A 25,287-nucleotide genomic window follows, 5' to 3' on the forward strand; every position below is an offset into this window, starting at 1 on the left:
CTGGTAAACGGGGGGCCGCGCTGCCACCCTGGAAGACATGACCACGCCCACCGCCCCGGCCGCGCCCCGCGACTACACCGTCGATGCCGTGGACAAGGCGATCCAGATCCTGGGCATCATCGCGGCGAATCCCGGCCTGGGAGTCAGCGAGATCGCCCGGCGCTGTGGCGACAGCCGGGCGCGCGTCTTCCGGTTGCTGCGCACGCTGGAGGGGCGCGACCTGGTGGCGCGCCTGGGCGAGACCCCCGCCTATCGCCTCGGCTACGCCGCCCTGCTGCTGGGCAGCGCCGCCGCCGCGCAGATCGACATCGCCCGCCTGGCCCAGCCGGTGATGCGCGAGCTGGGCCGCGCCACGGACGAGACGGTGCAGCTCCGCGTCCGCGACGGGACGGAGGCGCTGTGCATCGCCAAGTGGGAGCCGGACCGCGACATCCGCTCCGTCGCCGTGGTCGGGCGACGACGGCCGCTGCATGCCGGGTCGGGCAAGCTGCTGCTCGCCCAGGCGCCGGAGGAGGTGCGCGCCTCCGTGCTGGCCGGGCTGGGCGCCGCCGAGGCCGCCGCCCTCGCGGGGGAGCTGGAGGGGCTGCGGGATGCGGAGGCCATCGTCACGCGCGGCGAGCTGAGCAGCGATGCCATCGGCCTCGCCGTGCCGGTGCGCGACCACCGCGGCGTGCTGGTGGCGCTGCTGCACATCGGCGGGCCCTCGCAGCGCTTCGGCGAGGAACGGGTGGCCGCCATCCTGGACCTGCTGCGCGGGGCGGCACGGAGGCTGTCCATGGCGCTGGGGGCGGCGGCTTCTTAGGACAGGGGGGCGCCTCCGGGGCCTCGGCCCGGCGCTATTCCCGGCCCGTGGACCCCTTCGGCTCCGAGGCGGCGATCAGGGCGCGCAGGCCGGGGGAAGCGGGCTCGTCGCCGTTCCAGACGATGGACAGCGTGCCGAGTTCGACCACCCGGTCGAGCCGGCGGAAGGCGACGCCGGGGACCGGCAGGCGGCGGGCGCCCGAGGGCACCAGGGCGATCCCGGTGCCGCAGGCGACGATGCCGAGCTGCGAGGCGATGGACGCGCTCTCATGCCCGACGCGCGGCGTGAATCCCGCCTCGGTGCAGGCCAGGATCACCCGGTCGCGGTGCGGCGGCGTCGCGCTGCGGCGGACGAGCACGAAGCTCTCCGGCTCCAGCGCGGCCAGGGGCACGGCGCCGCGGCCGCGCGCCAGGGGATGGCCCGACGGGACGGCGAGGATCGCCCGCGCCGCCAGCACCGGGCGCATCGCCAGGGGCGCGCGGGCCTGGTCCGCCCAGACCAGCCCCGCATCGAACTCGCCCGACTGCACCCGTGCCAGCAGCTCGCCGGTGCCCACCTCGGCGACCGCCACGGCGATGCCCGGATGCGAGAGGCGCAGGCGGGAGAGCAGCGCCTGCAGGGGACCCATGAAGCCCCAGGCGACGGTGCCCAGCTCGATCTGGCCCTGCGCGCCTTCCGCCTCGGCGCGCAGCCTGCGCTGCACCCGCTCCAGGTGGCGCATCAGCCCGTCCGCCTCGCCCAGCAGGCTGCGGCCGGCCGCGGTCAGCGCGATGGCGCGGCGGGAGCGGTCGAACAGCTCCACCCCCAGGATGCGTTCCAGGTTGCGGATCTGCAGGCTCAGCGGCGGCTGCGTCATGCCCAGCCGGCGCGCCGCGCGGCCGAAGTTCATCTCCTCCGCCACGGCCAGGAAGCAGCGGAGCTGGCGCACCTCCACCTGGTCCCGCATCCCCCTCCCTCCCGGCTCCGACCGATAGCGACGCCGTATCGGTCGGCATCACGGATCGGATTGGACCTTCACGCTTCCGGACGCCAGCCTCGGCCGCGAGGAACAACGCCAGGGATGCGCCCCGCATGGATATCAACCCGCCTTCCGAAGCCCGCCCCGCGCTCGGCCGCGTCGCCGGCGCCCAGGTCCACGCCCGCCCCGCCACCCCGGCCAGCGAGGTGATCGCGCGCTTCAAGGCGCTGGGCGACCTGACCGGCACCGTCTCGGACGTGCTGGACGAGCTGGGGGTGGATGCGACCATCCCCTCCTCCACCCTGCGCCCGACGCTGGACGGGCAGGTGGTGATCGGCTGGGCGGTGACGGTGCGCAACGTGCCGCAGCGCTTCGACCGCGCGAACATGGCGCGCGAGGGCCGCTCCTCCATGGCGGAGATCGAGGGCATCAACCAGGCCGAGCCGGGCGACGTGCTGGTGATCGAGGGCATCCCCGACGTCTCCAACATGGGCGGCATCATCGCGACCATCTGCGCGCGGCAGCAGCTCGCGGGCGGGGTGGTCGATGGCGGCGTGCGCGATGTCGGCCGCTCCCGCGGGCTCGGCTTCCCGATCTGGTCCACGGCGCGCAGCCCGGTCACCGGCAAGTGGCGCGCGGTGACGGCGGAGGTGAACGGCACCGTCACCGTCTGCGGCACCACGGTGGATGCGGGCGACCTGGTGATCGCCGACGACACGGGCGTGTGCTTCGTGCCGCGCGACCGGGTGCTGGAGGTGCTGGAGCGCTGCGAGAAGGCGACGGCCAAGGAGGATGCCTGGATCGAGGAGATCGAGTCCGGCATCCCCATGCAGGCCATCACCGCCCGGCTCTACGGCGGCTGACGGCGCGGCGCGCGGCGCCGGCCGGGAGGGGCCGCCGCCTCCCGCGCAGGGGGCCGGCCACCGGCCCCGGCACAGCGCCGGCCGCGGGGTGAGAGCCCGGCGGCGATCCGGACAGGCATGACGCGCCGGGCCCTCGACGGTCCGGCGCGGGAAAAACGAGAACCGAGGAACGTTCATGGACCGACGTACCCTGCTGGCCGCCACGGCCGGCGCCGCGGGCCTGCGCGCCCTGTCGCCCGGCCCCGCCCGTGCCTCCGGCGCCTGGCCCGACCGGCCGATCCGCCTCGTCGTGCCCTTCCCGCCCGGGCAGGTGTCCGACGTGCTGGCCCGCCTCCTCGCCGCGCCGCTCGGCACGGCGCTGGGGCAGCCGGTGGTGGTGGACAACCGCCCGGGCCAGGCCGGCAGCCTCGGTGCCGCCCAGGTCGCCCGCGCCGCGCCGGACGGCCAGACCCTGCTGCTCGGGGCGAACGCCAACCTCGTCACCAACCTGCACCTCTACCGCAACATCCCCTACAACCCCGTGCGCGACTTCCGCCCGGTGGTGCCGCTGACACGCACCCCGGCGGCGCTGGCGGTGCACCGCTCCGTCCCCGCCAGCACGGTGCAGGAGCTGGTGGCGCTGCTGCGGGCACAGCCGGACCGCTTCTCCTATGGCTCCTCCGGCGCCGGCACGATCAGCCACGTCTTCATGGAGGCGTTCAAGCTCTCGGCCGGCGTGAAGGTGGAGCACATCCCCTACGCCGGTTCCGCCCCCGCCCTGACCGCGCTGGCGGCGCAGCAGGTGCAGGTGTCCTTCGAGGCGCTGTTCAACCTCGTCCCGCTGTACCGCGCCGGCGAGGTGCGGCTGCTGGCGGTGGCCGAGCCAGGGCGCCTGCCGGCCTTCCCGGACGTGCCCAGCATGCCGGAGGCGGGCTTCCCCGACCTCGTCTTCTTCTCCTGGACGGGCATCGTCGTGCCTGCCGGAACGCCGGAGCCGGTCGTCGAGCGACTGAACCGGGAGGTGCTGACGATCATGCGCAGTCCGGCCGTGGCGGCGCGGCTGGAGGAATTCGTGGCGGAGGCGCTGCCCTACACGCCCGACGAGTTCACCGATTTCCTGCGCCGGGAGGACGAGCGCATCGGAGACCTCGTCCGCCGCGTGGGGCTGGTCATCGGATAGGCATGACGCGGGAGAAGCAGGACATGTCCACGATCGGGCGGCGCGGGTTGCCGGCGCTGTCAGCGGCGCTTTGCGTCCCGGCGCTGTGGCCAGGGCGCGCGCGGGCGGAGGAATGGCCCGCGCGCCCGGTGCGCATCGTCATCCCCTATGGCGCGGGCGGCGCCGCCGACACCATGGCGCGGCTGCTCTTCGCCCGCGCCTCGGAGCTGTTGCGCCAGCCCGTGGTCATCGAGAACCGGACGGGCGGCAACGCCGTGCCCGCCGCCGGTGCCGTGCTGCAATCGCCGCGCGACGGCTACACCTTCCTCATCGGCGCGGCGCACCACGTCACCAACCCGCTGCTGCTGACGGACATCCCCTTCGACTTCCGCACCGCCTTCGCCCCGGTGACGCAGCTCTGCCTCTTCAACCAGGTGCTGGCGGTGCGGAAGGACTACCCGGCGGAGGGCATCGAGGAGTTCGTCCGGACCCTGCGCGCCCGCCCCGGCGCGGTGACCTACGGCACCCCTCCGGCCGCGGCGATCGGGCACCTGACGGGCGAGCTGTTCCAGCGCCGTGCGGGCGTGCGGATGATCCACTCGCCCTACCGCCTCGCCACCGATGCGGCCCGCGACGTCGCATCGGGTGCGATCGATGCCGTGATCCTGACGCCTTCGACCATCGCCCAGGCGGCGCAGGCGGGGCGGGCACGGCTGCTGGCCGTGACCGGGGGGCGCCGTACCCCGGCCTGCCCCGAGGTTCCGACCCTGGCCGAGACGGTGCTGCCCGGCTTCGACATGGTGGACTGGTTCGGCCTGTTCGCCGCCTCCGGCACGGCGGAGCCGATCCTGCGTCGCATACAGGCCGCCGTGGCGCAGGCCGCGCAGGACCCCACGGTGCGCGCCAGGCTGGAGCCGACCGGCGGCGAGCTGGTGGCCAGCACGCCTGATGCCTTCGGCGGCTTCCTGAAGCAGCAGGAGGACATCCTGACCGGCCTGATCCGCGAGGCGGAGATCCGCCTGGGCTGATGCCCCCGCAACGAAACAGGCGCCGTGGCCTGGGCCACGGCGCCTGATCGTCGTCACGCACCCGGAGCGAGCCGGGACGGCCGGTGTTCAGCGCGTCGCCAGCGTCTCGTTGCGGTCGCCGATGACCTTGTTGGCGATCCAGGAGACGACGGCCACGACGATCGCACCCAGGATTGCCGGGACGAATCCCTGGACCCGCATGCCCGGAATCAGCAGCGCGGTGAGACCGAACATCGCCGCGTTGACCACCAGGGTGAACAATCCCAGGGTGATGAAGGTCAGCGGCAGCGACAACGTCGCCAGCACCGGGCGCACCACCGCGTTCACCAGCCCGAAGACGATCGCGGCCATCAGGGTTCCAAAGACGCCGGGAATCTGGATACCGCTCACCAGCCGCGAAGCGGCCCAGAAGGCGATGGCGGTGATAACGGTGCGTAGCAAGAAGCCCATGATGGTCGGGTCCGTGGCATTGGGGGTTGGGTCGGGAGGGACGGCCTCCACATCGCCCCCTCAACGCGACCCTTCCGGCGCGGTTGCCGGGCGGCGCGACGATCGGGCGCTGCTCGCCGGGCTCGGGGCCCTGGCCCTGTGGTCCCTGCTCGGCGTGCTGTCCCGCCTGGCGGCAGGCCTGCCTCCGATGCAGATCACGGCGATGGCCCTGGCGGTGGCCGGCGTCGCCTCCCTTTGCATCGTGGCCGCGCGCGGCCACCTCGGCGACCTGCGCCAGCCGCCCATCGTCTGGCTGCACGGGGTGGGCGGGCTCTTCTCCTACCACGCGCTCTACTTCGCGGCCCTCGCGCTGGCGCCGGCGGTGGAAGCGAACCTGCTGAACTACCTCTGGCCTCTGCTGATCGTCCTGCTCTCCGCCCCGGTCCTTGGCCTGCCCCTGGGGCCGCGCCGGCTGGCGGGCGTGGCACTGGGCGCGGCGGGCTGCGCCGTGCTGGTGGGCGCGGGCGCCGCCTTCCCGCCCGACGCCTGGACCGGCTTCGCCTGCGCCGTGGCCGCCGCGCTGGTCTGGGCGCTCTATTCCGTTACCGCCCGCCGCCTCGCCGCCGTGCCGACCGAGGCCGTGGCGGGGTTCTGCCTCGGCGCGGCGCTGCTCGGCACCCTGGCGCATCTGGCGACGGAGGCGAGCGTGCTGCCGGATGCGCGGCAGGCGCTGGCAGTGCTGCTGCTCGGGCTGGGGCCGGTGGGGCTGGCGTTCTTCCTCTGGGATATCGGCATGAAGCGGGGCGATCCGCGTCTGCTGGGTACGCTGGCCTACGCCGTGCCCCTCGTCTCCACCCTGCTGCTCCTCGTGACGGGAGAGGGCGAGCCGGGCTGGCGGGTGCTGCTGTCGGGCGCGCTGGTGGTGGGCGGCGGCTGGCTGGCGGCACGGGCCGACGATGAGCGGGGTGCCTCTGCCCGCTATACGGACGGTGCGATGCCCTGATCCCTGCCGGCGTAGGGTGCGCCCGTTCCCCGGGGGCAAGGCTCTGCCTCGCCCCCGTACCCCCACTCCGCCAGGACCCTGCGGGCCCTGGACCCGATCAGCGCTGCCGCGGGACAGTCTGCAGCGGGGTCGAGGCGCCGAGGAGCTTGGCTCCTCGGCGGGTACGGCCTCCGCACTCGCTGACGCCCTCTGAAAGCTTTCTTCAGAGTCCCGCCTGTCCGCGCTCCGTCAGGGTTCAGCCCGGAGGCTACCGGCAGCCGCGCAGCACCAGACTCCCAGCGGGGACCGGGGCCCGCTTGTGGCCCCGGCAGGGGAGGGTCTGGGAGGGGACGGCGTCCCCTCCCAGTGCCGACGCCGGAACACCACAGCACGACCGGTCAGGTCATCCCGCCGCCGGTATGAGCGCCTGCTGCATGAAGCAGGCATCCTCGCCATAGCTGCGCAGCTTCGCGGCGAGTGCCGGATCGTCCACTTCACGGAAGCCCTGGCGCCGCCAGAACGGGGCGGACCCACCGACGGCGACCAGCGAGATCTCGGCCAGCCCCTGCCGCTGCGCCAGCGCCTCCAGCCGTCGCAGCGCCTCCCGTGCTGCGCCACCGCCTCGCGCCGCCGGCAGCAGGGCGATGTCGTGGAGGTAGTAGGTGCCCGGCGCGCCGGGCAGCGCGCACAGCAGCGTGTCGAGCGCGGGGGGGCGGGAGCGGTGCCAGGGATGGCTGACCACGTAGCCGGTCACTGTCCCCTCTCGCTCCAGCACCAGACAGCCCGCGGGGAAGAGGCGCAGACGCTCGGCGAAGACCGCGGCTCCCTCGGGATAGTCGGCATGCACCGCCGCCGCCACACTTTCGACGGCGGGCAGGTCCTCCGCCCGCATCGCCCGCCAGCCCCCCGGCACCGCGGCGCCCGCCGTCAGAGGCCGGCGCGCATGCGGCCGGGATTGAGCACGCCGCGCGGGTCCATCGCCGCCTTCACCCGGAGGGACAGGGCGGCGAGCGGCGCGACCTCGTCGTTCATCACCGGCACGGCCGCGCGCAGCGGCTCCGGGGCGCGGAACAGGGTGAAGCTGCCCCGGGCCGCCACGGCCGCCCGCACCACGGCGGCATGCGCGGTCTCGGTCGCCGGCCCGGCCACCCAGGCCAGCCCGCCGCCCCAGTCGAGCAGCAGCTTTGCCTCGAACGCCTCGCGCAGCGCCCGCGCCAGCGCCGGCGCCGCCGAGGGGCGCACCGAGAGGCGCCAGACCGCCTCCTCCGGCGCGGCGCCCAGCGCCTCCGCGTCGCGGATCGAGCGCCACAGGGCGCGGGACGTGCCGCCCTCGATCAGCGCCAGCGGGCCGAAGGCGCCCAGCGCCTCGCGCAGCCGCCCGGCGCGGTAGGTGACGGATTCGGCGAAGTCCTCCAGGCGGAGGAGGGCGGTCGCCCCGTCCAGCCCCCAGCGCGGCAGCCCGTCGGGCAGCAGCGCCGCCGCACTCGGCCCGAAGGGGCTGCCCAGCCCGGCGGAGAGCGCCGCCACCCCGCGCGCCAGGTCCGGCACGCGCACGGCGAGCGTCGCCGTCGCCTCGGCGGCCGGCAGCACCTTGAAGGTCACCTCCGTCAGCACGCCCAGCGTGCCGTGGCTGCCGGAGAGCAGCTTGCACAGGTCGAGCCCGGTGACGTTCTTCAGCACCCGCCCGCCGGAGCGCAGCACCTCGCCTTCCCCGTTCACGAAGCGCACGCCCAGCACGTGGTCGCGCATCGAGCCCCAGGAGATACGGCGGGGCCCCGACAGGTTGGTCGCGACCGTGCCGCCCAGCGTGGCCGCAACCTCGCCGCCGAAGAGCGGGCGCGGGTCGGGCGGCTCGGCGATGATCTGCTGGCCCTTCTCGGCCAGCGCCGCCTCGATCTCCGGGATCGGCGTGCCCGCGAGCGCGGAGAGCACCAGCTCCTGCGGCTTGTACAGCGTGATGCCGGAGAGGTTGCGCAGCGACAGCGTCCGCGCCGCCTGCACCGGGCGCAGCAGCGCGCGCTTGCTGCCGCCGCCCTCCACGGCGATCGGCTCGCCCGCGGCATGGGCGGCGGCGACGGCGGCGGCCACGCCCGCCTCGTCGGCCGGGGCCAGCAGGTCGCTCATTCCGCGGCCAGCGCCGGGGTGGTGGCGCGCGCCGCCTCCGGCAGACCGTCCAGCGGGAAGACCTTCGCCGTGTTCAGCAGCCATTGCGGGTCGAAGGCGCTCTTGATGCGGCGCTGCTGGTCCAGCTCGCGCGCGTCGAACTGCACGTCCATCAGGTCGCGCTTCTCCACGCCGACGCCGTGCTCGCCGGTCAGGCAGCCGCCGACCTCGACGCACAGCTTCAGGATGTCCGCGCCGAAGGCCTCCGCCTTGCGGAAGCTCTCCGGGTCGTTGGCGTCGAACATGATCAGCGGGTGCAGGTTCCCGTCGCCCGCGTGGAAGATGTTCGCGACCTTGAGGCCGTAGGCGTCCGACATCTCGCCCATGCGGCGCAGCACGTTGGGCAGCTCGCCGGTCGGGATGGTGCCGTCCATGCAGAGGTAGTCGGGCGAGATGCGGCCGACGGCCCCGAAGGCGCCCTTGCGGCCCTTCCAGATCGCCATGCTCTCCTCGACGGATTGCGAGACCTTCAGGCTGATCGGGTCGAAGCGGGCGCAGATCTCCTTGATGCGGTCGAGCAGCATGTCCTGCTCCGCCGGGCTGCCCTCCACCTCGATGATCAGCATCGCCTCCGCGTCCAGCGGATAGCCGGCATGGGCGAAGGCCTCGCAGGCATGGATCGCGGGCCTGTCCATGAATTCCAGCGCCACGGGGATGATGCCGCTGCCGATGATGGCGTCCACCGCCTGGCCTGCGACCTCGTTCGCCCTGAAGGCGGCGAGCATGGCGCGCGCCCCCTCCGGGCCCCGCAGGATGCGCACCGTCACCTCCGTGACCATGCCGAGCTGCCCCTCGCTGCCGGTGATCAGGCCGAGCCAGTCATAGCCCGCGGCATCGAGGTGATCGCCGCCGATGTCGATGACCTCGCCCTCGATGGTGACGAGCTTCACGCCCAGCAGGTTGTTGGCGGTGACGCCGTACTTCAGGCAGTGCGCGCCGCCCGAGTTCATCATCACGTTGCCGCCGATCATGCAGGCGAGCTGGCTGGACGGGTCGGGCGCGTAGAAGAAGCCGTCGCCCTCCACCGCCTTCGTGATGCCGATGTTGGTCACCCCCGCCTCCACCACGGCGAGGCGGTCGTCCAGGTCGATCTCCAGGATGCGGTTCATCCGCATCAGCCCGACCACCACCGCATCGGCCAGCGGCAGCGCCCCGCCGGAGAGCGAGGTCCCCGCCCCGCGCGGCACCACCCGGATGCCGTTGCGGTGGCAGTAGCGCAGCACCGCCGCCACCTGCTCCGTCGTCTGCGGCAGCACCACGGCGAGCGGCGGCTGGCGATAGGCGGAAAGCCCGTCCGTCTCGTAGGGGCGGAGGCGGACCGCCTCGCCGATCACCCCCTCGCCCAGCGGACCCCCGGGGACGATGGCGCGCAGCGCGGCGACGATCTCCTCGCGCCGGGCGAGAATCTCGGGCTTCGGCTCGGGCAGGCGGATCATGGACGACTCCCTGAGGCGATAGGCCGCGGGCGTCCCGGCGGAGCGCCGCGACGGACCGGCAGACTGGCACATCCGCCGCCTTCGCGGGAGGGATGCCGCCCGCCGGAGGTGGTCCCGGCCCCGGCCCCCGGCAAGCGGCGGCGCCTCTCCCCCGATCGGTTGATGAATCGGAACGAATTCCGCCGCAGCGTCCCGGACGCGGTCGGCCGGACACGCCGGCGACCGGCCCAGGAGACGCCGTCGCCAGGAGGTCCATCATGTCCACCCGCCAGCCTTCCGTCCTGCTCACCCTCCTCGCCGGGGCCGGCCTTGCCGGCCTGGTCGCCGGCCCGGCCGCGGCCCGCGCGGCTCCTGCGCAACGGGCCGAGGTCCTGTCCCTGCGGCACGACCTGCCCGGCCTGCCGCCCGGTGCCCTGGCCGGGCTGCTCATCCGCCCCGCCGGCACGGCGCCCTACCCCGCGGCGATCCTGCTGGATGACGGGCAGGGGCTGGACGACCGGGTCTTCGCCCTGGGGGATGCGTTGCTCCGGCGGGGATGGGCAGTGCTGGAGATCGAGCTGCATCCCCACCCCGCGGATGGCGACCGGCCCGCCACCGCTCCCGACGATGCGGCCGACGCCCCCGGGCGCATCCAGGCCCTGCACGAGCTGATCGCGCGGCTGGCCGAGGATGGCGAGATCGATGCGGCGCGCCTGGCCGTGATCGGCTGGGGGGCCGGCGGACGCACCGCCCTGATGGCCGGGGCCGAGGAGGAGGCGACGTCGGTGCTGGGCCCCTTCGGGCCGCGCCCGGCCGCCCATGTGGCGCTCTACCCCGGTTGCGCCGCCCTGGCGCAGGAGGGCTATGCCGAGGACCGGCCCTGGTCCGGAGCCCCGGTCGCGGTGCTGTGGGCCGGCCGCGATGCGCGCGACCCGCCGGGTGCCTGTGCGTCGCTGCGGCGCGGCCTGGCCGGGCTCGGGCGGATGCCGCGCCTGTGGCACGACTACCCGCTGGCCACGTATGGCTGGGACTACGGGGCCGCCCAGGGGGCGGCCGTGTCCCTGCCCATCGCGCCCGGGCGGCTCGCGCCGGTCCGCCAGGACAGTGTGGTGAGCACCGATGCGATCGACCGCGTCCTGGGCTTCCTGGAGGCGGCCACCGCGCCGACCGGGGCGCCGACCGGGGCGCCGGCCGGGCGCGCCGTCACGGTCGGCGCGACGCCGGTGGCAACGCGCTGAGGAGCCGCGCGAGGGATGTCTGGGAGCGCAGCCCGGTCTTCCCGAAGCAGCCGGCGAGATGGGTCTTCACCGTGGCCGGCGAGACGCCCAGCCGCGCCGCCGCCTGCGGCACGCTCATCCCGCCGGCGATCAGCCACGCCACCCGGGCCTCGGCCCCGGTCAGCCCGAAGGCCTCGCGCAGCAGCGCGGCGGAGGCTTGCAGCGGTGCCTCCGGCTCCACCACCAGCACCAGCAGGCGGGGGTGGCCGGAGGCCTGCCAGGGCTCGAAGGCGGCGGGCGGCAGCGGGAAGGCGAGGAGCAGCAGCGCAGGCCGGCCCGAGGGGCGCGTCAGCCGCAGCGGCCCGCCCGGCGCTTCGTCCTGGCCGGCCGCCGTGGCCAGGCCCTGGCGCAGGCGCTGCGCCAGCGCACGCTGCTCCGACGGGATAGCGGCGCGCAGGCGCAGGCGCAGGCCGCCGGCCGCTTCGACCGAGAGGCCGTCAGTCTGGCGGAGCAGCGCCTCGGCCATCGCATTGGCCTGCAGGATGCGGCCGAGCCCGTCGAGGAGCAGTGCCGCCCCCGTCATCCGGTCCAGCATGGCGGCCATCTGCGGCGCGCCCGGGGTCGCGCCGAGCCGCACCCCCAGATCCAGGGCACGGCCCAGATGCGGCGCCAGCCGCGCCATGCGCCGGACCACCCGCCCCGCATCCGCCGCCTGCCGCGAGTCCAGGACGACGGAGAAGCCGCCGCTGCTGCTGCTCTGCATGAAGGCGGGGTGGGTGAGGCAGACCATCTCGACGATGCGCTGGGGGGCGAGCACGTCGGCCTGCAGGGCGGAGCGGCGGACCCGCTCCATGTCGGCCCAGGCCGAGGCGATGACCGGCTGCCCCGGCGGCGCGGCCGCCAGCCCGTGGCTATAGGGGTTGTCGTAGTACCGTTGCTGGTAGAGCCGGCTGAGGTCGTCCCGCAGCCGGCCGACCGTGCAGAAGCCGCCACGGTCCGGTGCCAGGTTGTGGACCATCATCCCGCCCAGCCCGCCCGTGGCATCGGCCAGCCGGGTCAGCGCCGCCGGCCAGAGCGAGGGATCGGCCGCGGCGGCGTAGATGGCCCCGATGGCATCCGGGATGGGGAGGAGTTCGGGCATGCGCGACCTCGGCGCGGCGAGGTCCGCACCGTAAGGTCACCGCAGGGTCCGATTTCATATCGAATCGGTAAAATTCCCGTTCGGGCCGGCGCCCTGGCCGGACGCCGCCGCTGCCCGCCGGTCCGGCTGCCCTGGGGCAAGAGGCCGGGCATGACAAAACCGCGGACCACGGGGCTTGCCCGTGCCGCGGTCCTCTCTCCTGTAACGGACGGGTCCGCCTCCCGCGCGGGGAGGCGGCGCGGGGCTCAGAAGCCCTCGCGCTCCAGCCGCTTGCGCTCGACCTTGCGGGCGCGGCGGACGGCCTCGGCGGCCTCGCGCGCACGGCGCTCGGACGGCTTCTCGTAGTGCCGGCGGAGCTTCATCTCGCGGAAGACGCCCTCGCGCTGAAGCTTCTTCTTCAGGGCCTTGAGGGCCTGATCGACATTGTTGTCACGAACGACGACCTGCACGCGGCTCGCTCTCCTTCGGGAATGGGTGTGCGGTTGGATGGAGTCTGGTTGAATGAAGGCGTGCCAAAGGGGCAGGCGCAGGGCCTGCCCTTCGGGAGCGGCGCCGATAGCACGGGCGAAGGGGCGGAGGAAAGCCCTTACGCGTGCTGCGCCGCAACCCAGATGTGCGGGGGCGACAGGGCCTGGGGAGACCGTTCGGGCATGGCATTGCTGAAGATCGCGCGCATGGGACACCCGGTGCTGCTGCAACGGGCGGAGCCCGTGGCCGATCCCGCCGCGCCGGAGATCCGCCGCCTGGCCGCCGACATGATCGAGACGATGGCCGATGCCGGCGGGGTGGGGCTGGCGGCGCCGCAGGTGCACGTGCCGCTGCGACTCTTCGTCATGCGGGATGGCGACTCGGCCCGGGTCTTCGTCAATCCCGTCATCGCCGCGCTGGACGGGGCGGTGGAGGAGGGGTGGGAGGGCTGCCTCTCCATCCCTGGCCTGCGCGGGCTGGTGCCGCGCGCCCGCCGCCTCGCCTGGGAGGCGGACGACACCGAGGGCCGGCGCCTGGCCGGCGAGGCGGAGGGCCTGTCCGCGCGGGTGATCCAGCACGAGGTCGACCACCTCGACGGCCTGCTCTACCTGATGCGCATGCACGACCTGCGGCAGCTCGGCTTCCAGGAGGAGGTGGCCCGCCACGCCGCCCGTCCCGCGTCACCGGAGCCGGCCCGGTGATCCCGGCCATCGAGCGCAGCCCGGAGCGCGACGCGCTGATCCGCGCCACCCTGCCGCATGTTCCGGCTCTGGGCTGGACCCGGGCGGCGATGGCGGCGGGCCTGCGCGACCTTGGCGAGCCGCCGGAGGTGGCGGACTCGCTCTTCCCCACCGGCCCGACCGGCCTCCTGGAGGCCTGGTGCGACCTGGCCGATCGCGACATGGCGGAGACCGCGGCGCGCGAGGGGCGGACGGAGGGGCTGCGGACGCCGCAGCGCATCCGGGCCCTGCTCGCCCTGCGGCTGGAACAGGCGGCGCCGCACCGCGAGGCGGTCCGCCGCGCGGTGGCGCTGCTCGCCCTGCCCTGGAATGCCCGCCCGGCGGCGCGCACGGCCGCCCGCACGGCGGATGCGGTCTGGGCTGCGGCGGGCGACCGTTCCGACGACCTGTCCTGGTACACGCGGCGGGCCACGCTGCTGGGGCTCTACGCCTCCGTGCTGGCCTTCTGGCTGGCCGACGCCTCGCCGGGGCAGGCGAGGAGCCTGGACTTCCTCGACCGCCAACTGGCGCGGCTGGGCCGGCTGCAGCGACGGGGCGGGGCCCGAACGCCGCCCGCCGCTGCCCGAAGCTGACATGGCATTTTCGCAACGTCCTGCAACCCATTGACCTGGGATTGCAACAGCCGCGGCTTCTTGCTGGGCAGGCCGGAAGGCGCGGGCTATATGCCGCGCTGGGGGCAGGGCTGCCCTCGCCACCTCTTCCTTCGGAGACACCGGCCACAATGATGCCGTCCCGCTTCCTGGTCGCTGGTCTGGCCATGGCCCTCACCGGCGCCGCCCTGCCCGCCATGGCCCAGACCCAGTGCGTCCAGCCCGCCGAGAAGACCGCCTTCGACGTCCGCGCGCTGCAGAGCCAGTTGATGGTCATCGCGCTGACCTGCGGCGAGCACGACCGCTACAACGCCTTCGTGAAGCGCTACGAGCGCGAGCTGACCTCGTCCTTCCGGACCCTCACCGCCAGCTATCGCCGGGCCGGCGGCACGAAGGCGCTGGACGGCTACATCACCACCCTGGCCAATGCGCAGTCGCAGGACGGCATCCGACAGGGCACGCGCTTCTGCGCCAACGCCCGGCCGATGTTCGACGCCGCGCTGGCCGCCCCGACCGACAGCTCGGCGCTGAGCGCGGTGGCGCAGGCCAACAACCTGTCCAACCCGCATGGCTTCGGCGACTGCGCCACCACGCCGGCGGCTGCGACGACCCGGTCCAACCGTCCTGCCACCACCCGCCCGGCCTCGACCAACCGCTCCGCGGCGGCACCGCAGCGGACGGTACAGGCCTCCACGGCGCGGCAGACCGTCACCCGCTGAGCCGTCGCACGCCGCCCGGCACGGCGTGACGGCACGCCGTGTGCGCCCTGTCCATGGGCGCCCTCTCCGTGGGCACTTCCGGTCTGTGGGGGCTCCGGCCGGGCGGCGGAAATCGCCCGGCGACCGTCACGGAGCGGCCGGCGCGCCGTGACGGCTCCGGCTCACGCCTCCAGCGAGGCGTCGAGCGTGATCTCCGCCTTGAGCAGCCTGGAGACGGGGCAGCCCGCCTTCGCCTTGGCGGCCAGCTCCTGGAACGCCGCGTCCTCCACGCCTGGCACCCTGGCCTTCAGGGTGAGGTGGACCTGGGTGATGGCGAAGCCGTCGGCGACCTTCTCCAGGGTGACCTCGGCGGTGGTCGCCAGGCGCTCCGCCTTCAGCCCCGCCTCGCCCAGGATGTTGGACAGCGCCATGCTGAAGCAGCCGGCATGGGCGACGCCGATCATCTCCTCCGGGTTGGTCCCCGGCTGGCCTTCGAAGCGGCTGGCGAAGCCGTAGGGCACGTCCTTGAGCGCACCGCTCCTCGTCGACAGCATGCCCTTGCCATCCTTGAGCCCGCCCTGCCAGACGGCAGAACCCTGTGCCTTCATCTGTTCCTCCTCTCCGTGCCGGTGCGGGATGCGGGAGCCATCACCCCGTGGGCGCCCCGCGGGTACCCCGGGACGCAACGCCCCCACCGGCCGGGGCGCCGACCGCCTCCCGGGAAGGTGAAGGCGGCCCACGCCGTCCCGCATCGCGCAGGCAGGCCGGCCCGCTACAGCGCCTCGCCCGCCCCGGTGCCCTCATGCGGGGTGGGGATGCACCATTCCTCGCCACGCACGGTGGTGACGTATTCCGGCCAGCGCAGGTCCACCGGCGGGTCGAAATCGGCCGGCAGCAGCGGGCCGACCCACTGGCTGCCGCCCACGCCGCCACCGGTGCGCTCGCGGAACTCCGCCTGGGCGGCGTCGAGCAGGCCGGGCTTGGCGGCCAGGTCGACCAGCGTCAGCGCCATGGTGCGCGCCGCGACGAACAGGCCCGGATCGACCGCGGCGGGCAGGCCGCCGAGGGCGTTGTAGGTCCAGTTGGGATAGCTGTAGCCGCCCTCCGGCGCGCGCAGCCGCGGCCGCCCGGCGAGGAGGCGGACCGTCGGGCAGTGCCAGGAATACTCCACGTAGTCGTCGGCGCTGAGGTGCTTCTGCCAGTCGGGCAGGCTGCGGCGCAGCGCCGCCTCGAACTCGGCGGGCGGGGTGAGGCGGGAGACGCTGGCGATGAAGGGGTCCTCCATCGGCTCCAGCCCCAGCTCCTTCTGCATGGCGCGGCCGAATTCCTTCGCCGCCTCGCCATAGACCGGTGCGCCCACCTCCTGGAGGTTCGCCCAGGTCGCCTCGGTCATCACCGTGTTGGGCAGGCCGACGCGGGTCTTGGTCACCCAGCGCACGAAGGCCTTGCAGCCCGTGGTGGCGGCCGCCTGGCGCGCGTTGTTCGCCAGCACGCGCCAGATCTGCTCCATGATGCCGAGCGAGGAGGCGCGCCAGGAATACTGGATCTGGCTGAAGCGCGGCGCGAGGTTGTCCGAGGTGGCGCCGCCGTCGCCCAGGATGAACTCGTTCAGCGTCCACGATCCCGCGTGGGGGAACATCGCCTCCTTGGTGTACTTCGTCATCGTGTACATCAGGCACAGCGCGTCCACCGCGCCGGGGCAGCGCGCCGCGGCATGGGCGCCCTCGATGGGCACGAGGCGCGGGTCGATCCAGGTCTCGGGCGAAGGTGCCTCGAAGGAGATGACCACGCTCCAGTAGGCGCCGAAATGCGTCTCCGACGTCACCGTGTTCGCGGGCCAGGGATGCCAGACCACCGCCGCGTCGAGATCGTCGAAATAACCCTTCGCCGCGTGGATCGGCTTGGAGCCGCAGACCTTCTCCGCCGGCTCGCCGAACAGCTTCAGCGTCGCCTGGGTCCCCGTCGCCTCCAGCGCCGCCTTGGTCGCGAGCATCGCCGTCAGCGCCGCGGTGCCGAGGACGGAATGCGGGTCGGTATGCCCGGCGGCATAGGGATGCAGCCCCTCGCGCGGCGCCTTGTAGGGCACGACCTGCTGCGAGTTGCCCGGCACCGCGTCGTATTCCGAGAAGCTCGCCAGCACCGGCCCGCCCGAGCCCCAGCGCGCGGCGAAGGCCGTGGGCATCTGGCCGGAGCCTTCCTCCACCTCGAAGCCCTCGGCACGCAGGATCTCGACGTAGTCGCGCACCGACTTGTATTCGCGCCAGGCGGGCTCGGCATGCGACCAGATGCGCGCGTTGAAGGCGGAGAGCCGCTCCTCGTTCGCGGTGATCCAGTCCAGCGCGTGCTGACGGACGGCCTGAAGCTCGGCCATGGCCCTTCTCCTCTCGCGGCGGCTGCCGCGCGATCGCGGCACGACCCGGCCAGCCTGCCGCGCGCGGGATGCCACGAAAAGCCCGCGCAGGTCGTTCTTGTGATCGTTGCGCGGACGGGACCATGATGGCCGCGAGGTCAGCCACGGAATCCGGAAACGCCCATGCCAGCCCAGCCCAGGCCGTCCGTCACCTACACGGCGCTGATCGGGGTCGGGCTGGTCCTGGTGCTGCTGGGCGCGGTGCTGGTCGCACTGGGGCTGGGCGGGGCGGTGCAGTTCTCGGCTGAGGCGGCTGGGGCGAAGCTTTCCACCACCAACTCCGGCCTGGCGCTGGCGGGGATCGGCGCAGCGCTGGCCGGCATCGTGGCGGTGAAGATGCCCAAGCATGTCCGCGTCTTCTCTGACCGCTCGCCGCCCGACCTGGGCACGCGGCTGGAGCCCTTCGCCGTGCCGCTGCTGGGGATCGGGCTGGCGGCCCTGGTCCTCGCCCTGGCGCTGGCCTGGCGCTGAGGGCGGCCGGGCCATGAGCGAGGCGGAGGACCCGGTCGAGCTGTTCGACACGGGCGGGCCCGGCGACTTCGCGCAGCTGGAGAGCTGGCGCGACCCGGAGAGCGGCCGGTACTTCGGCTGCGAGGCGCCGGATCACCTGCGGCCGACGCTGGAGATGGCTTATCGGCAGCACGCTCCCGCCCCGGATGCCGCGCGCTTCGAGGCACTTTGGCGCCAGCCCTGGCGGCTCGACGAATGCCGCTACGACCCCACGGCCATGGCCCAGGTCGCCGTGCTGGACACCGGCATCCTCACCGGCCACCCGCTGCTGGCGTCCCAGATCGCCGAGACGGTGGACTTCACCGGCGAGGGAATCGAGGACCGGGTCGGCCACGGCACGGCGGTGGCGATGCTGCTGCGGTTGCAGAAGCCCGGCCTGCCGCCGCCCTTCCTGGTGGTGCTGAAGGTGGTGGGCGCGAATGGGCAGGGCTCCGAGGAGAACCTGCTCGCCGCCATGGACTGGCTGCGCCACCGGCCGCAGCCGGCGGAGGGGCCCGGCCTGCGGGTGGCCAATATGAGCCTGGGCATCCACCGCCGCCGCTGGGGCTTCCTGGCCTGCGACGGAAGCTGCCGGCTGTGCCGGGCAGCGGTCGCGCTGTCGGAGGAGGTGATGCTCTGCGTCGCCGCCGGCAACACCGCCGGCCGCACCGCCTGCCCGGCCCAGGCCGGTCTGCTGGCGGACCAGGGGAAGCTGCCCCCGAACGGCATCATGGCCGTCGGCAGCAGCAACCAGGCCGGGCTGGGCACGGGCACCGTGGCGGCGCCCAGCCACGCCGTCGTCCGGCGCCTGCCCCTGTAGCCGGCCGCGCGGCCGGCCCGGTGGTTGCCCCCCGGCCCGGTTGCCCTACCTCCATGCCCCGGGCGGCGACGCCCGAACCAGCCGGAGGCCCCTGAAGCCATGCGCCTGACCCTGCCGCTCGCTCTCCTCGCCGCGACCGTCATGGCCGTCCCCGTCCGGGCGGCACCGCTGGAGATCGGCGGGGCGATGCAGTCCCGGGAGGTGGATTGCGGCGGGCGCGACGTGACCATCAGCGGCATGGGCAACCGCATCACCCTCAGCGGCGAATGCGGCCACATCATCGTGGGCGGCGCGCGCCACGTCATCGCCCTGCCTTCCGCCGCCAGCCTCGACGTCTCGGGCGAGGGGAACAGCGTGACGGTCAGCGGCAAGCTGCGCGGCCTTCTGCTGGTCAACGGCGCCCAGGAGCGGGTGGAGGCGGGGATCGGCACCGGCCCCGACGCGCGGGTGGAGGTGAACGGCGCCGAAGCCCGCCTCCGGCTGCGGCTGGCCGGTCCGATCCGGATCAGCCTGGCCGGAGCACGGCATGAGGTCGTCTGGACCGCCCCGCCCGGCGTTCCGGTGCCCCAGGCGGAGATCAGCGGCGAGGGGAACGTCCTGCGCCGCGGCGACTGATACGGACGGCTGGATGCCCCCTTGATCCGTGCCGGCGCGGGGGCGCCCGTGGCCCGGGGGCAAGGCGCTGCCTCGCCCCCGTACCCCCACTCCGCCAGGACCCTGCGGGCCCTGGACCCGGTGAGTGCTACCGCGGGACAGCCTGCGACGGGGTCACAGCGCCGAGGAGCCATGCTCCTCGGCGGGTACGGCCTCTGCTCTCACTGACGCCTTCTGAAGCTTTTTCGGAGTCCCGCCTGTCCGAGCTCCGTCAGGGTTCAGCCCGGAAGCTGACACCCACCGCGTAGAGCCATGTGTGGACGGCCCCCTTGGTGCAAGTGGGATGGGACGTTGAGAGGCCGCGGTCGGGTGCGGTCATGTGTCCGGCCTATTGATGCGCCTGTTGACCGCTGGCCCTGATGCAGTCCGCGCCCGGCTCCCAATCAAACGCACGCGCACAAGGCGCTTGATACGGTGGACGGCCCTTGAGCGGCATCGATGTGCCAGGCTCACGGCTGTTGAGATCAGCGAGCGAAGGGGCCGTCTACCGTATCAAACTCCTGCCGGGGACCGGGGGAAGGCCGGCGGCGCGCGAAGGCGCCGACCGGCGGGCGCCCCGTTAACGGGCGCGGCGCGCCATGGCCGGGCGCGGTGCCTTGCCTGGCACCGCGCGGCGCGGCGGGCCGGCGCGGTGCGGGCGGTGCGCCGGGGCGTGGGACGGGCGGGCTTGGCCGTGCATCGGCTCGATCCGCACCTCGTCCTCGTCCGAGGAGCGCCGGATGGCGGTGGCGAAATGCGCCGCGGCGCGGGGGGAGACCTCGAACTGTGTCTCGTCGCCCAGGATGCGGATGCGGCCGATCTCCTGCCGCGACACGTCGCCACGGCGGCAGAGCAGCGGCAGCAGCCAGCGCGGATCGGCGCGGTCGTTGCGGCCCACGTTCATGTGGAACCACACGCCGTCGCCTCCCTCGCGCGGGGCGGCGTTGTCACGGTCGCGCGGTGGACCGCGATCGGCGATGGGGGAGAGGTCCTCCGGCGCCGGAAGCGGCGCGCGCAGGGTGCGGACCAGGGCCGCGGCCAGGGCCTCGGCGCCGTGCTCCGCGGCCAGGGCGCGGGCGACCGCCAGGTCGTTCTCGCCCATCTCCTCGGCCAGCAGCGCGCCCGCCTGGGCGGCGAGCCGCTCGTCGTCGCGGGCATGCACCGCCTCGGAGGAGGGCGGCGCCATCCAGGCGACCTGCAGCCGGGCACCGGCCAGCAGGCGCTCGGCCATGCGGCGGCGGCCGGGCGGGACCAGCATCAGGCTGATGCCCTTGCGCCCGGCACGGCCGGTGCGGCCCGAGCGGTGCAGCAGAGTCTCCGGGTCGCGCGGCAGCTCGGCATGGATGACCAGGCCCAGGTCGGGCAGGTCGATGCCGCGCGCGGCGACGTCGGTCGCGACGCAGATGCGGGCGCGGCCGTCGCGCAGGGATTGCAGGGCGCGGGTGCGCTCCGCCTGGGTCAGCTCCCCGGACAGGGCCACGGCGGAGAAGCCGCGCTCGGAGAGGTTGCCGTGCAGGCGGGCGACCGCGGCGCGGGTGGCGCAGAACACCATCGCGATGCGCGGGTCCTCCAGGCGCAGCACGTTCACCACGGCGCGCTCCAGCTCGTGCCCCGCGACCAGCATGGCGCGGTGCTCGATGTCGCCGTGCTGGCGGCCCTCGCCGGCGATGGCGAGGCGCAGGGAATCGCGCTGGTAGCGCTGGGCCAGCGCCTCGATCTCGCGCGGCATGGTCGCGGAGAAGAGCAGCGTGCGGCGGCCTTCGGGGGCGGCGTCGAGGATCGCCTCCAGCTCCTCGCGGAAGCCGAGGTCGAGCATCTCGTCCGCCTCGTCCAGCACGACGACGCGCAGGGATTCGGTGCGCAGGTTGCCGCGCTCGATATGGTCGCGCAGCCGGCCCGGCGTGCCGACGACGAGGTGGGCGCCGCGCGCCAGCTCGCGCCGCTCGGCGATCGGGTCCATGCCGCCGACGCCGGCGGCGACCCGGCCGCCGGCCGGGGCGTAGAGCCAGGACAGCTCCTGGCGGACCTGGAGCGCCAGCTCGCGGGTGGGGGCGACGACCAGGGCCAGCGGCGCGCCGGCCGGGGGCAGGCGCTCGCCGTCACCGAGCAGGTCCGAGGCCATGGCGAGGCCATAGGCGACGGTCTTGCCGGAGCCGGTCTGGGCGGAGACCAGCAGGTCGCGCGTGCCGGCCTCGGCCTCCAGCACGGCGGCCTGGACGGGGGTGGGCTCCGCATAGCCGCGCTCGGTCAGCGCCTGGGCCAGCGGGGCGGGAAGAACAGGAAAGGGCATTCGGTATCCAGAGGAGAGGCGATGCGGGGCCGGATGCGGCCACGGCATCGGGCGCGGAACGGCGCCTTGCTTCGGGTGGTCGCGGAAGCAAGGGCGTGGCGGGGCGTCGGTCCCGGTCCCTCCGGGCGCCCTGCTCGATCCCTGTCCTCTCGCGGGAAACGTGGGCCAGGCGAAATGGCGCGACCCTGCGGTGAGGCGGATATAGGGGGGCGTGCCGCGCCGCACCAGCGCCGGGAATGCGGCCCGCCCATGCGTGCGGGAGGAGCGGGGGCAGGGAAGGGCCCAACCCGCCCTTGACGGCGCTGAACCGGCCGATTCCTCCTCGCCGCGAGGGCGCGGGCCCGACCGGCGAGCCGGGGGGACCGATGCGCGTCCGTCCCCCGCTCGCCCTGGCCGTGCCTGAACGACCCGCGCGTGGCGCGCAGCCGGCCGGTCGTCCCCTACCCGTGATCACCGCTCCCACGGCACCGGCAGCCTGGATTCCGCCGACAGCGTCGAGGCGGCGCCGCTGCCCCGGCCGGTCGAGGACCGCCCGGAGTGGCTCGGCATCGGCGCCCATGCGCCGGGGCGGCAGTTCCGGTGCGGGTGGGAGAGCGGCGCGATGGCCTGCCGGCGGCGGGGGAGCTGGGCCTGGCCCTCACCCGGCGTGGCGGCTGCGCGGCACCGGCACGCCCAGATGCTCGCGCAGCGTCGTGCCGGCGTAGTCGCGGCGGTAGATGCCGCGCTCCTGCAGGACGGGCACCACCCAGTCCACGAAATCCTCCAGGGGGCCGGGGAAGTAGGGGAAGAGCAGGTTGAAGCCGTCGCAGGCGCCCTCCCGCAGCCATTCCCCCATGAGGTCGGCGAAGCGCTCCGGCGTGCCATGGACCAGGTGGTGCCCCTGGGACGCACCGAGGCGCTTCGCGACCTGGCGGATGGTCAGCCCGTCCTCGCGCGCCCAGCGGCGCACCATGTCCTGGCGCGCGCGGGCGGCGTTGGAATCCGGCAGCTCCGGCAGCGGCCCGTCCGGGTCGAAGGCATAGATGTCCAGCCCGCCGCAGAGCCGTGCCAGGGCGCGCATCGACGTCTCCTCCGACAGCATCGCCTGCAGCGCCTCGTAGCGCTCGCGCGCCTCCGCCTCGGTGCGGCCGAGCACGGGCATCAGCCCGGGGAGGACCTTGATGTCCCCGGGCGCGCGGCCGTGCCGCACGGCGCGGGCGCGCAGGTCGGCGCAGAAGGCGCGGCCCTCGGCCACGGTGGTCTGGGCGGTGAAGACCAGGTCGGCGGTGCGCGCCGCCAGCTCCATCCCCGCCTCGGACGACCCGGCCTGCGACACCACCGGCCGCCCCTGCGGCGTGCGAGAGACGTTCAGCGGCCCGCGGACGGAGAAGTGCCCGCCCTTGTGGTGCAGGTAGTGGACCTTGTCGCGGTCGAAGTAGACGCCCTGCTCCTTGTCGTGGAGGAAGGCGTCCGCGTCCCAGCTGTCCCACAGCCCCGCGACGACGTCGTAGAACTCCTCCGCGCGCTCGTAGCGCAGCCCGTGCTCGACATGCTTGTCGCGGCTGAAGTTCCCCGCCTCGTCCTCGCTCTGCGAGGTGACGAGGTTCCAGCCGGCGCGGCCGCCGCTGATGTGGTCGATCGTCGCGAAGGCGCGCGCGACGTTGTACGGCTCGTTGTAGGTGGTCGTGGCGGTGGAGACGAGGCCGATGCGCGTCGTCACCGCGGCCAGCGCCGCGATCAGCTCCACGGGCGCGAGATGCACCTGCCGCCCCTGGTTCGGGCGGATGCCGCTGCCGCCGGTCAGCCCGGCGCTGCCGTTCACCGCCGCCGTGTCCTGGAAGAACAGCATGTCCATCTTCCCGCGCTCGGCGGTGTGGGCCATGGCGACGTACTGCGCGAAGTCCATGTCGGTGGAGGGAACGGCGTCCGGCTGGCGCCAGCCGGCGGAGTGGTTGCCGGGGGTGTAGAGGAAGGCCCCGAGATGCAGCATCCGCCCGTCCGCGCCCGTCATCCCCGCTCTCCGCCGTGCCGCCGCATCCTCGCCCGGACCGGGCGGCCCGGACAAGGCGCCGCCGCTGCTCGCCCGCCGCGCCAAGGCCCGCGTCCCGTGCTAAGGGCGCGGCCGACATGGCTCCTCCTCCGCTCCTCCTCCTCACCGACATCCGCCAGAGCTTCGGCACCACGCCCCTCCTCGCCGGCGCCTCGCTCTCCGTCTCACCGGGCGAGCGGCTGGCCCTCGTGGGCCGCAACGGCTCGGGCAAGTCCACCCTGCTGAAGGTCGCGGCCGGGCTGGTGGAACCGGACGGTGGCACCCGCTTCGTGCAGCCCGGCGCCACCGTGCGCTACCTGCCGCAGGAGCCGGACCTCTCGGGCTTCGCCACCACCCTCGCCTATGTCGAGGCGGGGATGGGGCCGGGCGACGATCCCTACCGCGCCGCCTACCTGCTGGAACAGCTCGGCCTGACCGGGCAGGAGGCCCCGGGGAATCTCTCGGGCGGCGAGGCGCGGCGGGCGGCGCTGGCGCGGGTGCTGGCGCCCTCGCCCGACATCCTGCTGCTGGACGAGCCGACCAACCACCTCGATCTCCCGGCGATCGAATGGCTGGAGGGCGAGCTGCGCGGCATGCGCTCCGCCCTCGTCCTCATCAGCCACGACCGGCGCTTCCTGGAGACCCTCTCCCGCGCCATGGTCTGGCTGGACCGCGGCACCACCCGCCGGCTGGAGCAGGGCTTCGCCGCCTTCGAGGGCTGGCGCGACCAGGTGCTGGAGGAGGAGGAGGCCGCCGCGCACAAGCTGACCCGCAAGATCGCGCGGGAGGAGGACTGGCTGCGCTACGGCGTCACCGCCCGGCGCAAGCGCAACGTCCGTCGGCTGGGCGAGCTGCACGAGCTCCGCAAGCGGCGGCGGGAGCGGGTGGGCGCGGTGGGCCGGGTCAGCATGGCGGCGGCCGAGGGCAGCGGCTCCGGCAGCCTGGTCGTCGCGGCGGAGGAGATCGCGAAATCCTATGGCGGCCGTGCGGTGGTCCGCCCCTTCTCCACCCGCATCCTGCGCGGCGACCGGGTGGGGATCGTGGGGCCGAACGGAGCCGGCAAGACCACGCTGCTCTCCATGCTGACCGGCGCGCTGGCCCCGGATTCCGGCGAGGTGCGGCTGGGCACGGGGCTGGAGATGATCAGCCTGGACCAGCGCCGCGCCACGCTGGACCCGGACATCACCCTCTCGGACGCGCTGACCGGGGGGCGGGGGGACACGGTGCATGTCGGCGGCACGCCCCGGCACGTCATCGGCTACATGAAGGACTTCCTGTTCCTGCCGGAGCAGGCGCGCACCCCGGTGGGCGTGCTCTCGGGCGGCGAGCGCGGGCGGCTGCTGCTGGCCCGCGCCCTCGCCCGGCCGTCCAACCTGCTGGTGCTGGACGAGCCGACCAACGACCTGGACCTGGAGACGCTGGACCTGCTGCAGGAGCTGGTGGCGGACTATCCCGGCACGGTCATCCTGGTCAGCCACGACCGCGACTTCCTCGACCGCACCGTGACCGGGGTCATCGCCTATGAGGGCGACGGGCGCTGGCAGGAATACGCCGGTGGCTACTCCGACATGGTGGCCCAGCGCGGGCACGGGGTACGGGCGCGGGCGCCGGAGGCCGTGGCGCCGGCCGCCACCCCGCGGGCCGCGTCCGGGCTGGCCCCCGCCGCTACGCCCGCGCCGGCCTCGCGCCGCAAGCTGGGGATGAAGGAGCAGCAGGCGCTCAAGACCCTGCCGGGCCGGATGGAGAAGCTCTCCGCCGAAATCGCCAGGCTGGGCGAGATCCTGGCCGATCCCGGCCTCTACGCCCGCGACCCGGCGCGCTTCGCCAAGGCCTCCGAGATGACGGCCCAGCGGCAGGCGGAGCTGGCGGCGGCGGAGGAGGAGTGGCTGGAGCTGGAGATGCTGCGCGAGGAGATCGAGGCGGGTTGATGCCGCCTACCCCGTGACGCAGTGCAGCATCGGCGTCAGACTGGCGGGATGACACGGGCCCGCCCACCCCGTTCCCC

Annotated in this window: 24 protein-coding genes; 13 read left to right on the forward strand and 11 right to left on the reverse strand. The window is 74.2% G+C overall.

The features are described from left to right. Positions 1 to 37: 37 nt before the first annotated feature. Complete coding sequence (locus LPC08_RS03080; protein WP_230451279.1) at positions 38 to 802, forward strand: IclR family transcriptional regulator; 765 nt, start codon at positions 38 to 40, stop codon at positions 800 to 802. A 34-nt stretch (positions 803 to 836) separates the two neighbouring features. Here LPC08_RS03080 and LPC08_RS03085 read toward each other — a convergent pair whose 3' ends face one another. Then, on the reverse strand, positions 837 to 1,748 hold the full coding sequence (locus LPC08_RS03085) for a LysR substrate-binding domain-containing protein (RefSeq protein ID WP_230451280.1): 912 nt from the start codon (positions 1,746 to 1,748) through the stop codon (positions 837 to 839). A 125-nt stretch (positions 1,749 to 1,873) separates the two neighbouring features. On the opposite strand from LPC08_RS03085, the gene LPC08_RS03090 reads away from it, so the two are divergent. From LPC08_RS03090 to LPC08_RS03100, 3 genes are all read left to right on the forward strand, one after another. Continuing rightward, a complete protein-coding gene (locus LPC08_RS03090; protein ID WP_230451281.1) occupies positions 1,874 to 2,623 on the forward strand; it encodes an RraA family protein in 750 nt (249 codons plus the stop codon). A 175-nt stretch (positions 2,624 to 2,798) separates the two neighbouring features. Beyond that, on the forward strand, positions 2,799 to 3,782 hold the full coding sequence (locus LPC08_RS03095) for a Bug family tripartite tricarboxylate transporter substrate binding protein (RefSeq protein WP_230451282.1): 984 nt from the start codon (positions 2,799 to 2,801) through the stop codon (positions 3,780 to 3,782). A gap of 2 nt (positions 3,783 to 3,784) precedes the next feature. Further along, positions 3,785 to 4,789 (forward strand): Bug family tripartite tricarboxylate transporter substrate binding protein, encoded by a 1,005-nt coding sequence (locus tag LPC08_RS03100; protein ID WP_230451283.1) that lies wholly within the window; start codon positions 3,785 to 3,787, stop codon positions 4,787 to 4,789. Between the two features lie 87 nt (positions 4,790 to 4,876). On the opposite strand, the gene LPC08_RS03105 is transcribed toward LPC08_RS03100, so the two are convergent. Beyond that, positions 4,877 to 5,239, reverse strand: a complete 363-nt coding sequence (locus tag LPC08_RS03105; RefSeq protein WP_230451284.1) for a phage holin family protein — start codon at positions 5,237 to 5,239, stop codon at positions 4,877 to 4,879. Between the two features lie 109 nt (positions 5,240 to 5,348). On the opposite strand from LPC08_RS03105, the gene yddG reads away from it, so the two are divergent. Beyond that, positions 5,349 to 6,221: an aromatic amino acid exporter YddG gene (gene yddG / locus LPC08_RS03110; RefSeq protein WP_255702331.1), complete on the forward strand. Its 873-nt coding sequence runs from the start codon at positions 5,349 to 5,351 to the stop codon at positions 6,219 to 6,221. A 382-nt stretch (positions 6,222 to 6,603) separates the two neighbouring features. Here the strand turns inward: yddG and LPC08_RS03115 are convergent, their stop codons facing one another. Genes LPC08_RS03115 through LPC08_RS03125 form a run of 3 tightly spaced genes read right to left on the reverse strand, consistent with a single transcriptional unit; the run spans position 6,604 to position 9,799 of the window. Continuing rightward, positions 6,604 to 7,092: a GNAT family N-acetyltransferase gene (locus tag LPC08_RS03115; protein ID WP_230451285.1), complete on the reverse strand. Its 489-nt coding sequence runs from the start codon at positions 7,090 to 7,092 to the stop codon at positions 6,604 to 6,606. A 35-nt stretch (positions 7,093 to 7,127) separates the two neighbouring features. Further along, positions 7,128 to 8,324: an FAD-binding protein gene (locus LPC08_RS03120; protein ID WP_230451286.1), complete on the reverse strand. Its 1,197-nt coding sequence runs from the start codon at positions 8,322 to 8,324 to the stop codon at positions 7,128 to 7,130. Further along, positions 8,321 to 9,799, reverse strand: coding sequence for an FAD-linked oxidase C-terminal domain-containing protein (locus LPC08_RS03125; RefSeq protein ID WP_230451287.1), 1,479 nt, complete (start codon positions 9,797 to 9,799; stop codon positions 8,321 to 8,323). Before LPC08_RS03125 ends, LPC08_RS03120 begins: the two co-directional genes overlap by 4 nt. A 257-nt stretch (positions 9,800 to 10,056) precedes the next feature. On the opposite strand from LPC08_RS03125, the gene LPC08_RS03130 reads away from it, so the two are divergent. Further along, positions 10,057 to 11,016, forward strand: a complete 960-nt coding sequence (locus LPC08_RS03130) for a dienelactone hydrolase family protein (RefSeq protein WP_230451288.1) — start codon at positions 10,057 to 10,059, stop codon at positions 11,014 to 11,016. On the opposite strand, the gene LPC08_RS03135 is transcribed toward LPC08_RS03130, so the two are convergent. Next, a complete protein-coding gene (locus tag LPC08_RS03135) occupies positions 10,982 to 12,136 on the reverse strand; it encodes a helix-turn-helix transcriptional regulator (RefSeq protein WP_230451289.1) in 1,155 nt (384 codons plus the stop codon). The genes LPC08_RS03130 and LPC08_RS03135 overlap by 35 nt on opposite strands. A 245-nt stretch (positions 12,137 to 12,381) precedes the next feature. Beyond that, positions 12,382 to 12,585: a 30S ribosomal protein S21 gene (gene rpsU, locus LPC08_RS03140; protein WP_019459559.1), complete on the reverse strand. Its 204-nt coding sequence runs from the start codon at positions 12,583 to 12,585 to the stop codon at positions 12,382 to 12,384. A 201-nt stretch (positions 12,586 to 12,786) separates the two neighbouring features. On the opposite strand from rpsU, the gene def reads away from it, so the two are divergent. From def to LPC08_RS03155, 3 genes are all read left to right on the forward strand, one after another. Continuing rightward, positions 12,787 to 13,305 carry a peptide deformylase gene (gene def, locus LPC08_RS03145; protein WP_230451290.1) on the forward strand — a complete coding sequence of 173 codons (519 nt, stop codon included), beginning with the start codon at positions 12,787 to 12,789 and terminating at the stop codon, positions 13,303 to 13,305. Beyond that, positions 13,302 to 13,916, forward strand: a complete 615-nt coding sequence (locus LPC08_RS03150) for a COQ9 family protein (protein WP_230451291.1) — start codon at positions 13,302 to 13,304, stop codon at positions 13,914 to 13,916. The genes def and LPC08_RS03150 overlap by 4 nt, the downstream gene beginning before the upstream one ends. 149 nt (positions 13,917 to 14,065) lie before the next feature. Further along, a complete protein-coding gene (locus LPC08_RS03155) occupies positions 14,066 to 14,653 on the forward strand; it encodes a hypothetical protein (protein WP_230451292.1) in 588 nt (195 codons plus the stop codon). Positions 14,654 to 14,814: 161 nt separating this feature from the next. On the opposite strand, the gene LPC08_RS03160 is transcribed toward LPC08_RS03155, so the two are convergent. Together LPC08_RS03160 and LPC08_RS03165 are read right to left on the reverse strand one after the other, a co-directional pair. Next, positions 14,815 to 15,240: an OsmC family protein gene (locus tag LPC08_RS03160; protein WP_230451293.1), complete on the reverse strand. Its 426-nt coding sequence runs from the start codon at positions 15,238 to 15,240 to the stop codon at positions 14,815 to 14,817. A gap of 164 nt (positions 15,241 to 15,404) precedes the next feature. Then, positions 15,405 to 17,003, reverse strand: coding sequence for a zinc-binding metallopeptidase family protein (locus LPC08_RS03165; RefSeq protein WP_230451294.1), 1,599 nt, complete (start codon positions 17,001 to 17,003; stop codon positions 15,405 to 15,407). 162 nt (positions 17,004 to 17,165) lie between these two features. Between LPC08_RS03165 and LPC08_RS03170 the strand changes: the two genes are divergently transcribed. The 3 genes from LPC08_RS03170 (at position 17,166) to LPC08_RS03180 (ending at position 18,966) form a co-directional block, all read left to right on the forward strand. Next, a complete protein-coding gene (locus tag LPC08_RS03170) occupies positions 17,166 to 17,513 on the forward strand; it encodes a hypothetical protein (RefSeq protein ID WP_230451295.1) in 348 nt (115 codons plus the stop codon). Positions 17,514 to 17,526: 13 nt separating this feature from the next. Then, positions 17,527 to 18,351 (forward strand): S8 family serine peptidase, encoded by an 825-nt coding sequence (locus tag LPC08_RS03175; protein ID WP_230451296.1) that lies wholly within the window; start codon positions 17,527 to 17,529, stop codon positions 18,349 to 18,351. A gap of 99 nt (positions 18,352 to 18,450) precedes the next feature. Then, on the forward strand, positions 18,451 to 18,966 hold the full coding sequence (locus LPC08_RS03180) for a DUF3060 domain-containing protein (protein ID WP_230451297.1): 516 nt from the start codon (positions 18,451 to 18,453) through the stop codon (positions 18,964 to 18,966). A gap of 598 nt (positions 18,967 to 19,564) precedes the next feature. Here the strand turns inward: LPC08_RS03180 and LPC08_RS03185 are convergent. Together LPC08_RS03185 and LPC08_RS03190 are read right to left on the reverse strand one after the other, a co-directional pair. Continuing rightward, on the reverse strand, positions 19,565 to 21,274 hold the full coding sequence (locus LPC08_RS03185; RefSeq protein WP_230451298.1) for a DEAD/DEAH box helicase: 1,710 nt from the start codon (positions 21,272 to 21,274) through the stop codon (positions 19,565 to 19,567). A gap of 637 nt (positions 21,275 to 21,911) precedes the next feature. After that, positions 21,912 to 23,264 carry an LLM class flavin-dependent oxidoreductase gene (locus tag LPC08_RS03190; RefSeq protein ID WP_230451299.1) on the reverse strand — a complete coding sequence of 451 codons (1,353 nt, stop codon included), beginning with the start codon at positions 23,262 to 23,264 and terminating at the stop codon, positions 21,912 to 21,914. Between the two features lie 116 nt (positions 23,265 to 23,380). Between LPC08_RS03190 and LPC08_RS03195 the strand changes: the two genes are divergently transcribed. Beyond that, positions 23,381 to 25,210, forward strand: a complete 1,830-nt coding sequence (locus LPC08_RS03195) for an ABC-F family ATP-binding cassette domain-containing protein (protein WP_230451300.1) — start codon at positions 23,381 to 23,383, stop codon at positions 25,208 to 25,210. The last annotated feature ends 77 nt before the right edge of the window (positions 25,211 to 25,287 follow it).

Origin of the sequence: Roseomonas sp. OT10 (genome assembly GCF_020991085.1) — a bacterium.
Taxonomy (GTDB): domain Bacteria; phylum Pseudomonadota; class Alphaproteobacteria; order Acetobacterales; family Acetobacteraceae; genus Roseomonas; species Roseomonas cutis.

Bases quoted from the DNA above. Each gene is read 5' to 3' on its own strand.
- LPC08_RS03080 (WP_230451279.1), top strand. From the start codon at position 38: ATGACCACGCCCACCGCCCCGGCCGCGCCCCGCGACTACACCGTCGAT.
- LPC08_RS03085 (WP_230451280.1), bottom strand. From the start codon at position 1,748: ATGCGGGACCAGGTGGAGGTGCGCCAGCTCCGCTGCTTCCTGGCCGTG.
- LPC08_RS03090 (WP_230451281.1), top strand. From the start codon at position 1,874: ATGGATATCAACCCGCCTTCCGAAGCCCGCCCCGCGCTCGGCCGCGTC.
- LPC08_RS03095 (WP_230451282.1), top strand. From the start codon at position 2,799: ATGGACCGACGTACCCTGCTGGCCGCCACGGCCGGCGCCGCGGGCCTG.
- LPC08_RS03100 (WP_230451283.1), top strand. From the start codon at position 3,785: ATGACGCGGGAGAAGCAGGACATGTCCACGATCGGGCGGCGCGGGTTG.
- LPC08_RS03105 (WP_230451284.1), bottom strand. From the start codon at position 5,239: ATGGGCTTCTTGCTACGCACCGTTATCACCGCCATCGCCTTCTGGGCC.
- LPC08_RS03115 (WP_230451285.1), bottom strand. From the start codon at position 7,092: ATGCGGGCGGAGGACCTGCCCGCCGTCGAAAGTGTGGCGGCGGCGGTG.
- LPC08_RS03120 (WP_230451286.1), bottom strand. From the start codon at position 8,324: ATGAGCGACCTGCTGGCCCCGGCCGACGAGGCGGGCGTGGCCGCCGCC.
- LPC08_RS03125 (WP_230451287.1), bottom strand. From the start codon at position 9,799: ATGATCCGCCTGCCCGAGCCGAAGCCCGAGATTCTCGCCCGGCGCGAG.
- LPC08_RS03130 (WP_230451288.1), top strand. From the start codon at position 10,057: ATGTCCACCCGCCAGCCTTCCGTCCTGCTCACCCTCCTCGCCGGGGCC.
- LPC08_RS03135 (WP_230451289.1), bottom strand. From the start codon at position 12,136: ATGCCCGAACTCCTCCCCATCCCGGATGCCATCGGGGCCATCTACGCC.
- def (WP_230451290.1), top strand. From the start codon at position 12,787: ATGGCATTGCTGAAGATCGCGCGCATGGGACACCCGGTGCTGCTGCAA.
- LPC08_RS03155 (WP_230451292.1), top strand. From the start codon at position 14,066: ATGATGCCGTCCCGCTTCCTGGTCGCTGGTCTGGCCATGGCCCTCACC.
- LPC08_RS03160 (WP_230451293.1), bottom strand. From the start codon at position 15,240: ATGAAGGCACAGGGTTCTGCCGTCTGGCAGGGCGGGCTCAAGGATGGC.
- LPC08_RS03165 (WP_230451294.1), bottom strand. From the start codon at position 17,003: ATGGCCGAGCTTCAGGCCGTCCGTCAGCACGCGCTGGACTGGATCACC.
- LPC08_RS03170 (WP_230451295.1), top strand. From the start codon at position 17,166: ATGCCAGCCCAGCCCAGGCCGTCCGTCACCTACACGGCGCTGATCGGG.
- LPC08_RS03175 (WP_230451296.1), top strand. From the start codon at position 17,527: ATGAGCGAGGCGGAGGACCCGGTCGAGCTGTTCGACACGGGCGGGCCC.
- LPC08_RS03180 (WP_230451297.1), top strand. From the start codon at position 18,451: ATGCGCCTGACCCTGCCGCTCGCTCTCCTCGCCGCGACCGTCATGGCC.
- LPC08_RS03185 (WP_230451298.1), bottom strand. From the start codon at position 21,274: ATGCCCTTTCCTGTTCTTCCCGCCCCGCTGGCCCAGGCGCTGACCGAG.
- LPC08_RS03190 (WP_230451299.1), bottom strand. From the start codon at position 23,264: ATGACGGGCGCGGACGGGCGGATGCTGCATCTCGGGGCCTTCCTCTAC.
- LPC08_RS03195 (WP_230451300.1), top strand. From the start codon at position 23,381: ATGGCTCCTCCTCCGCTCCTCCTCCTCACCGACATCCGCCAGAGCTTC.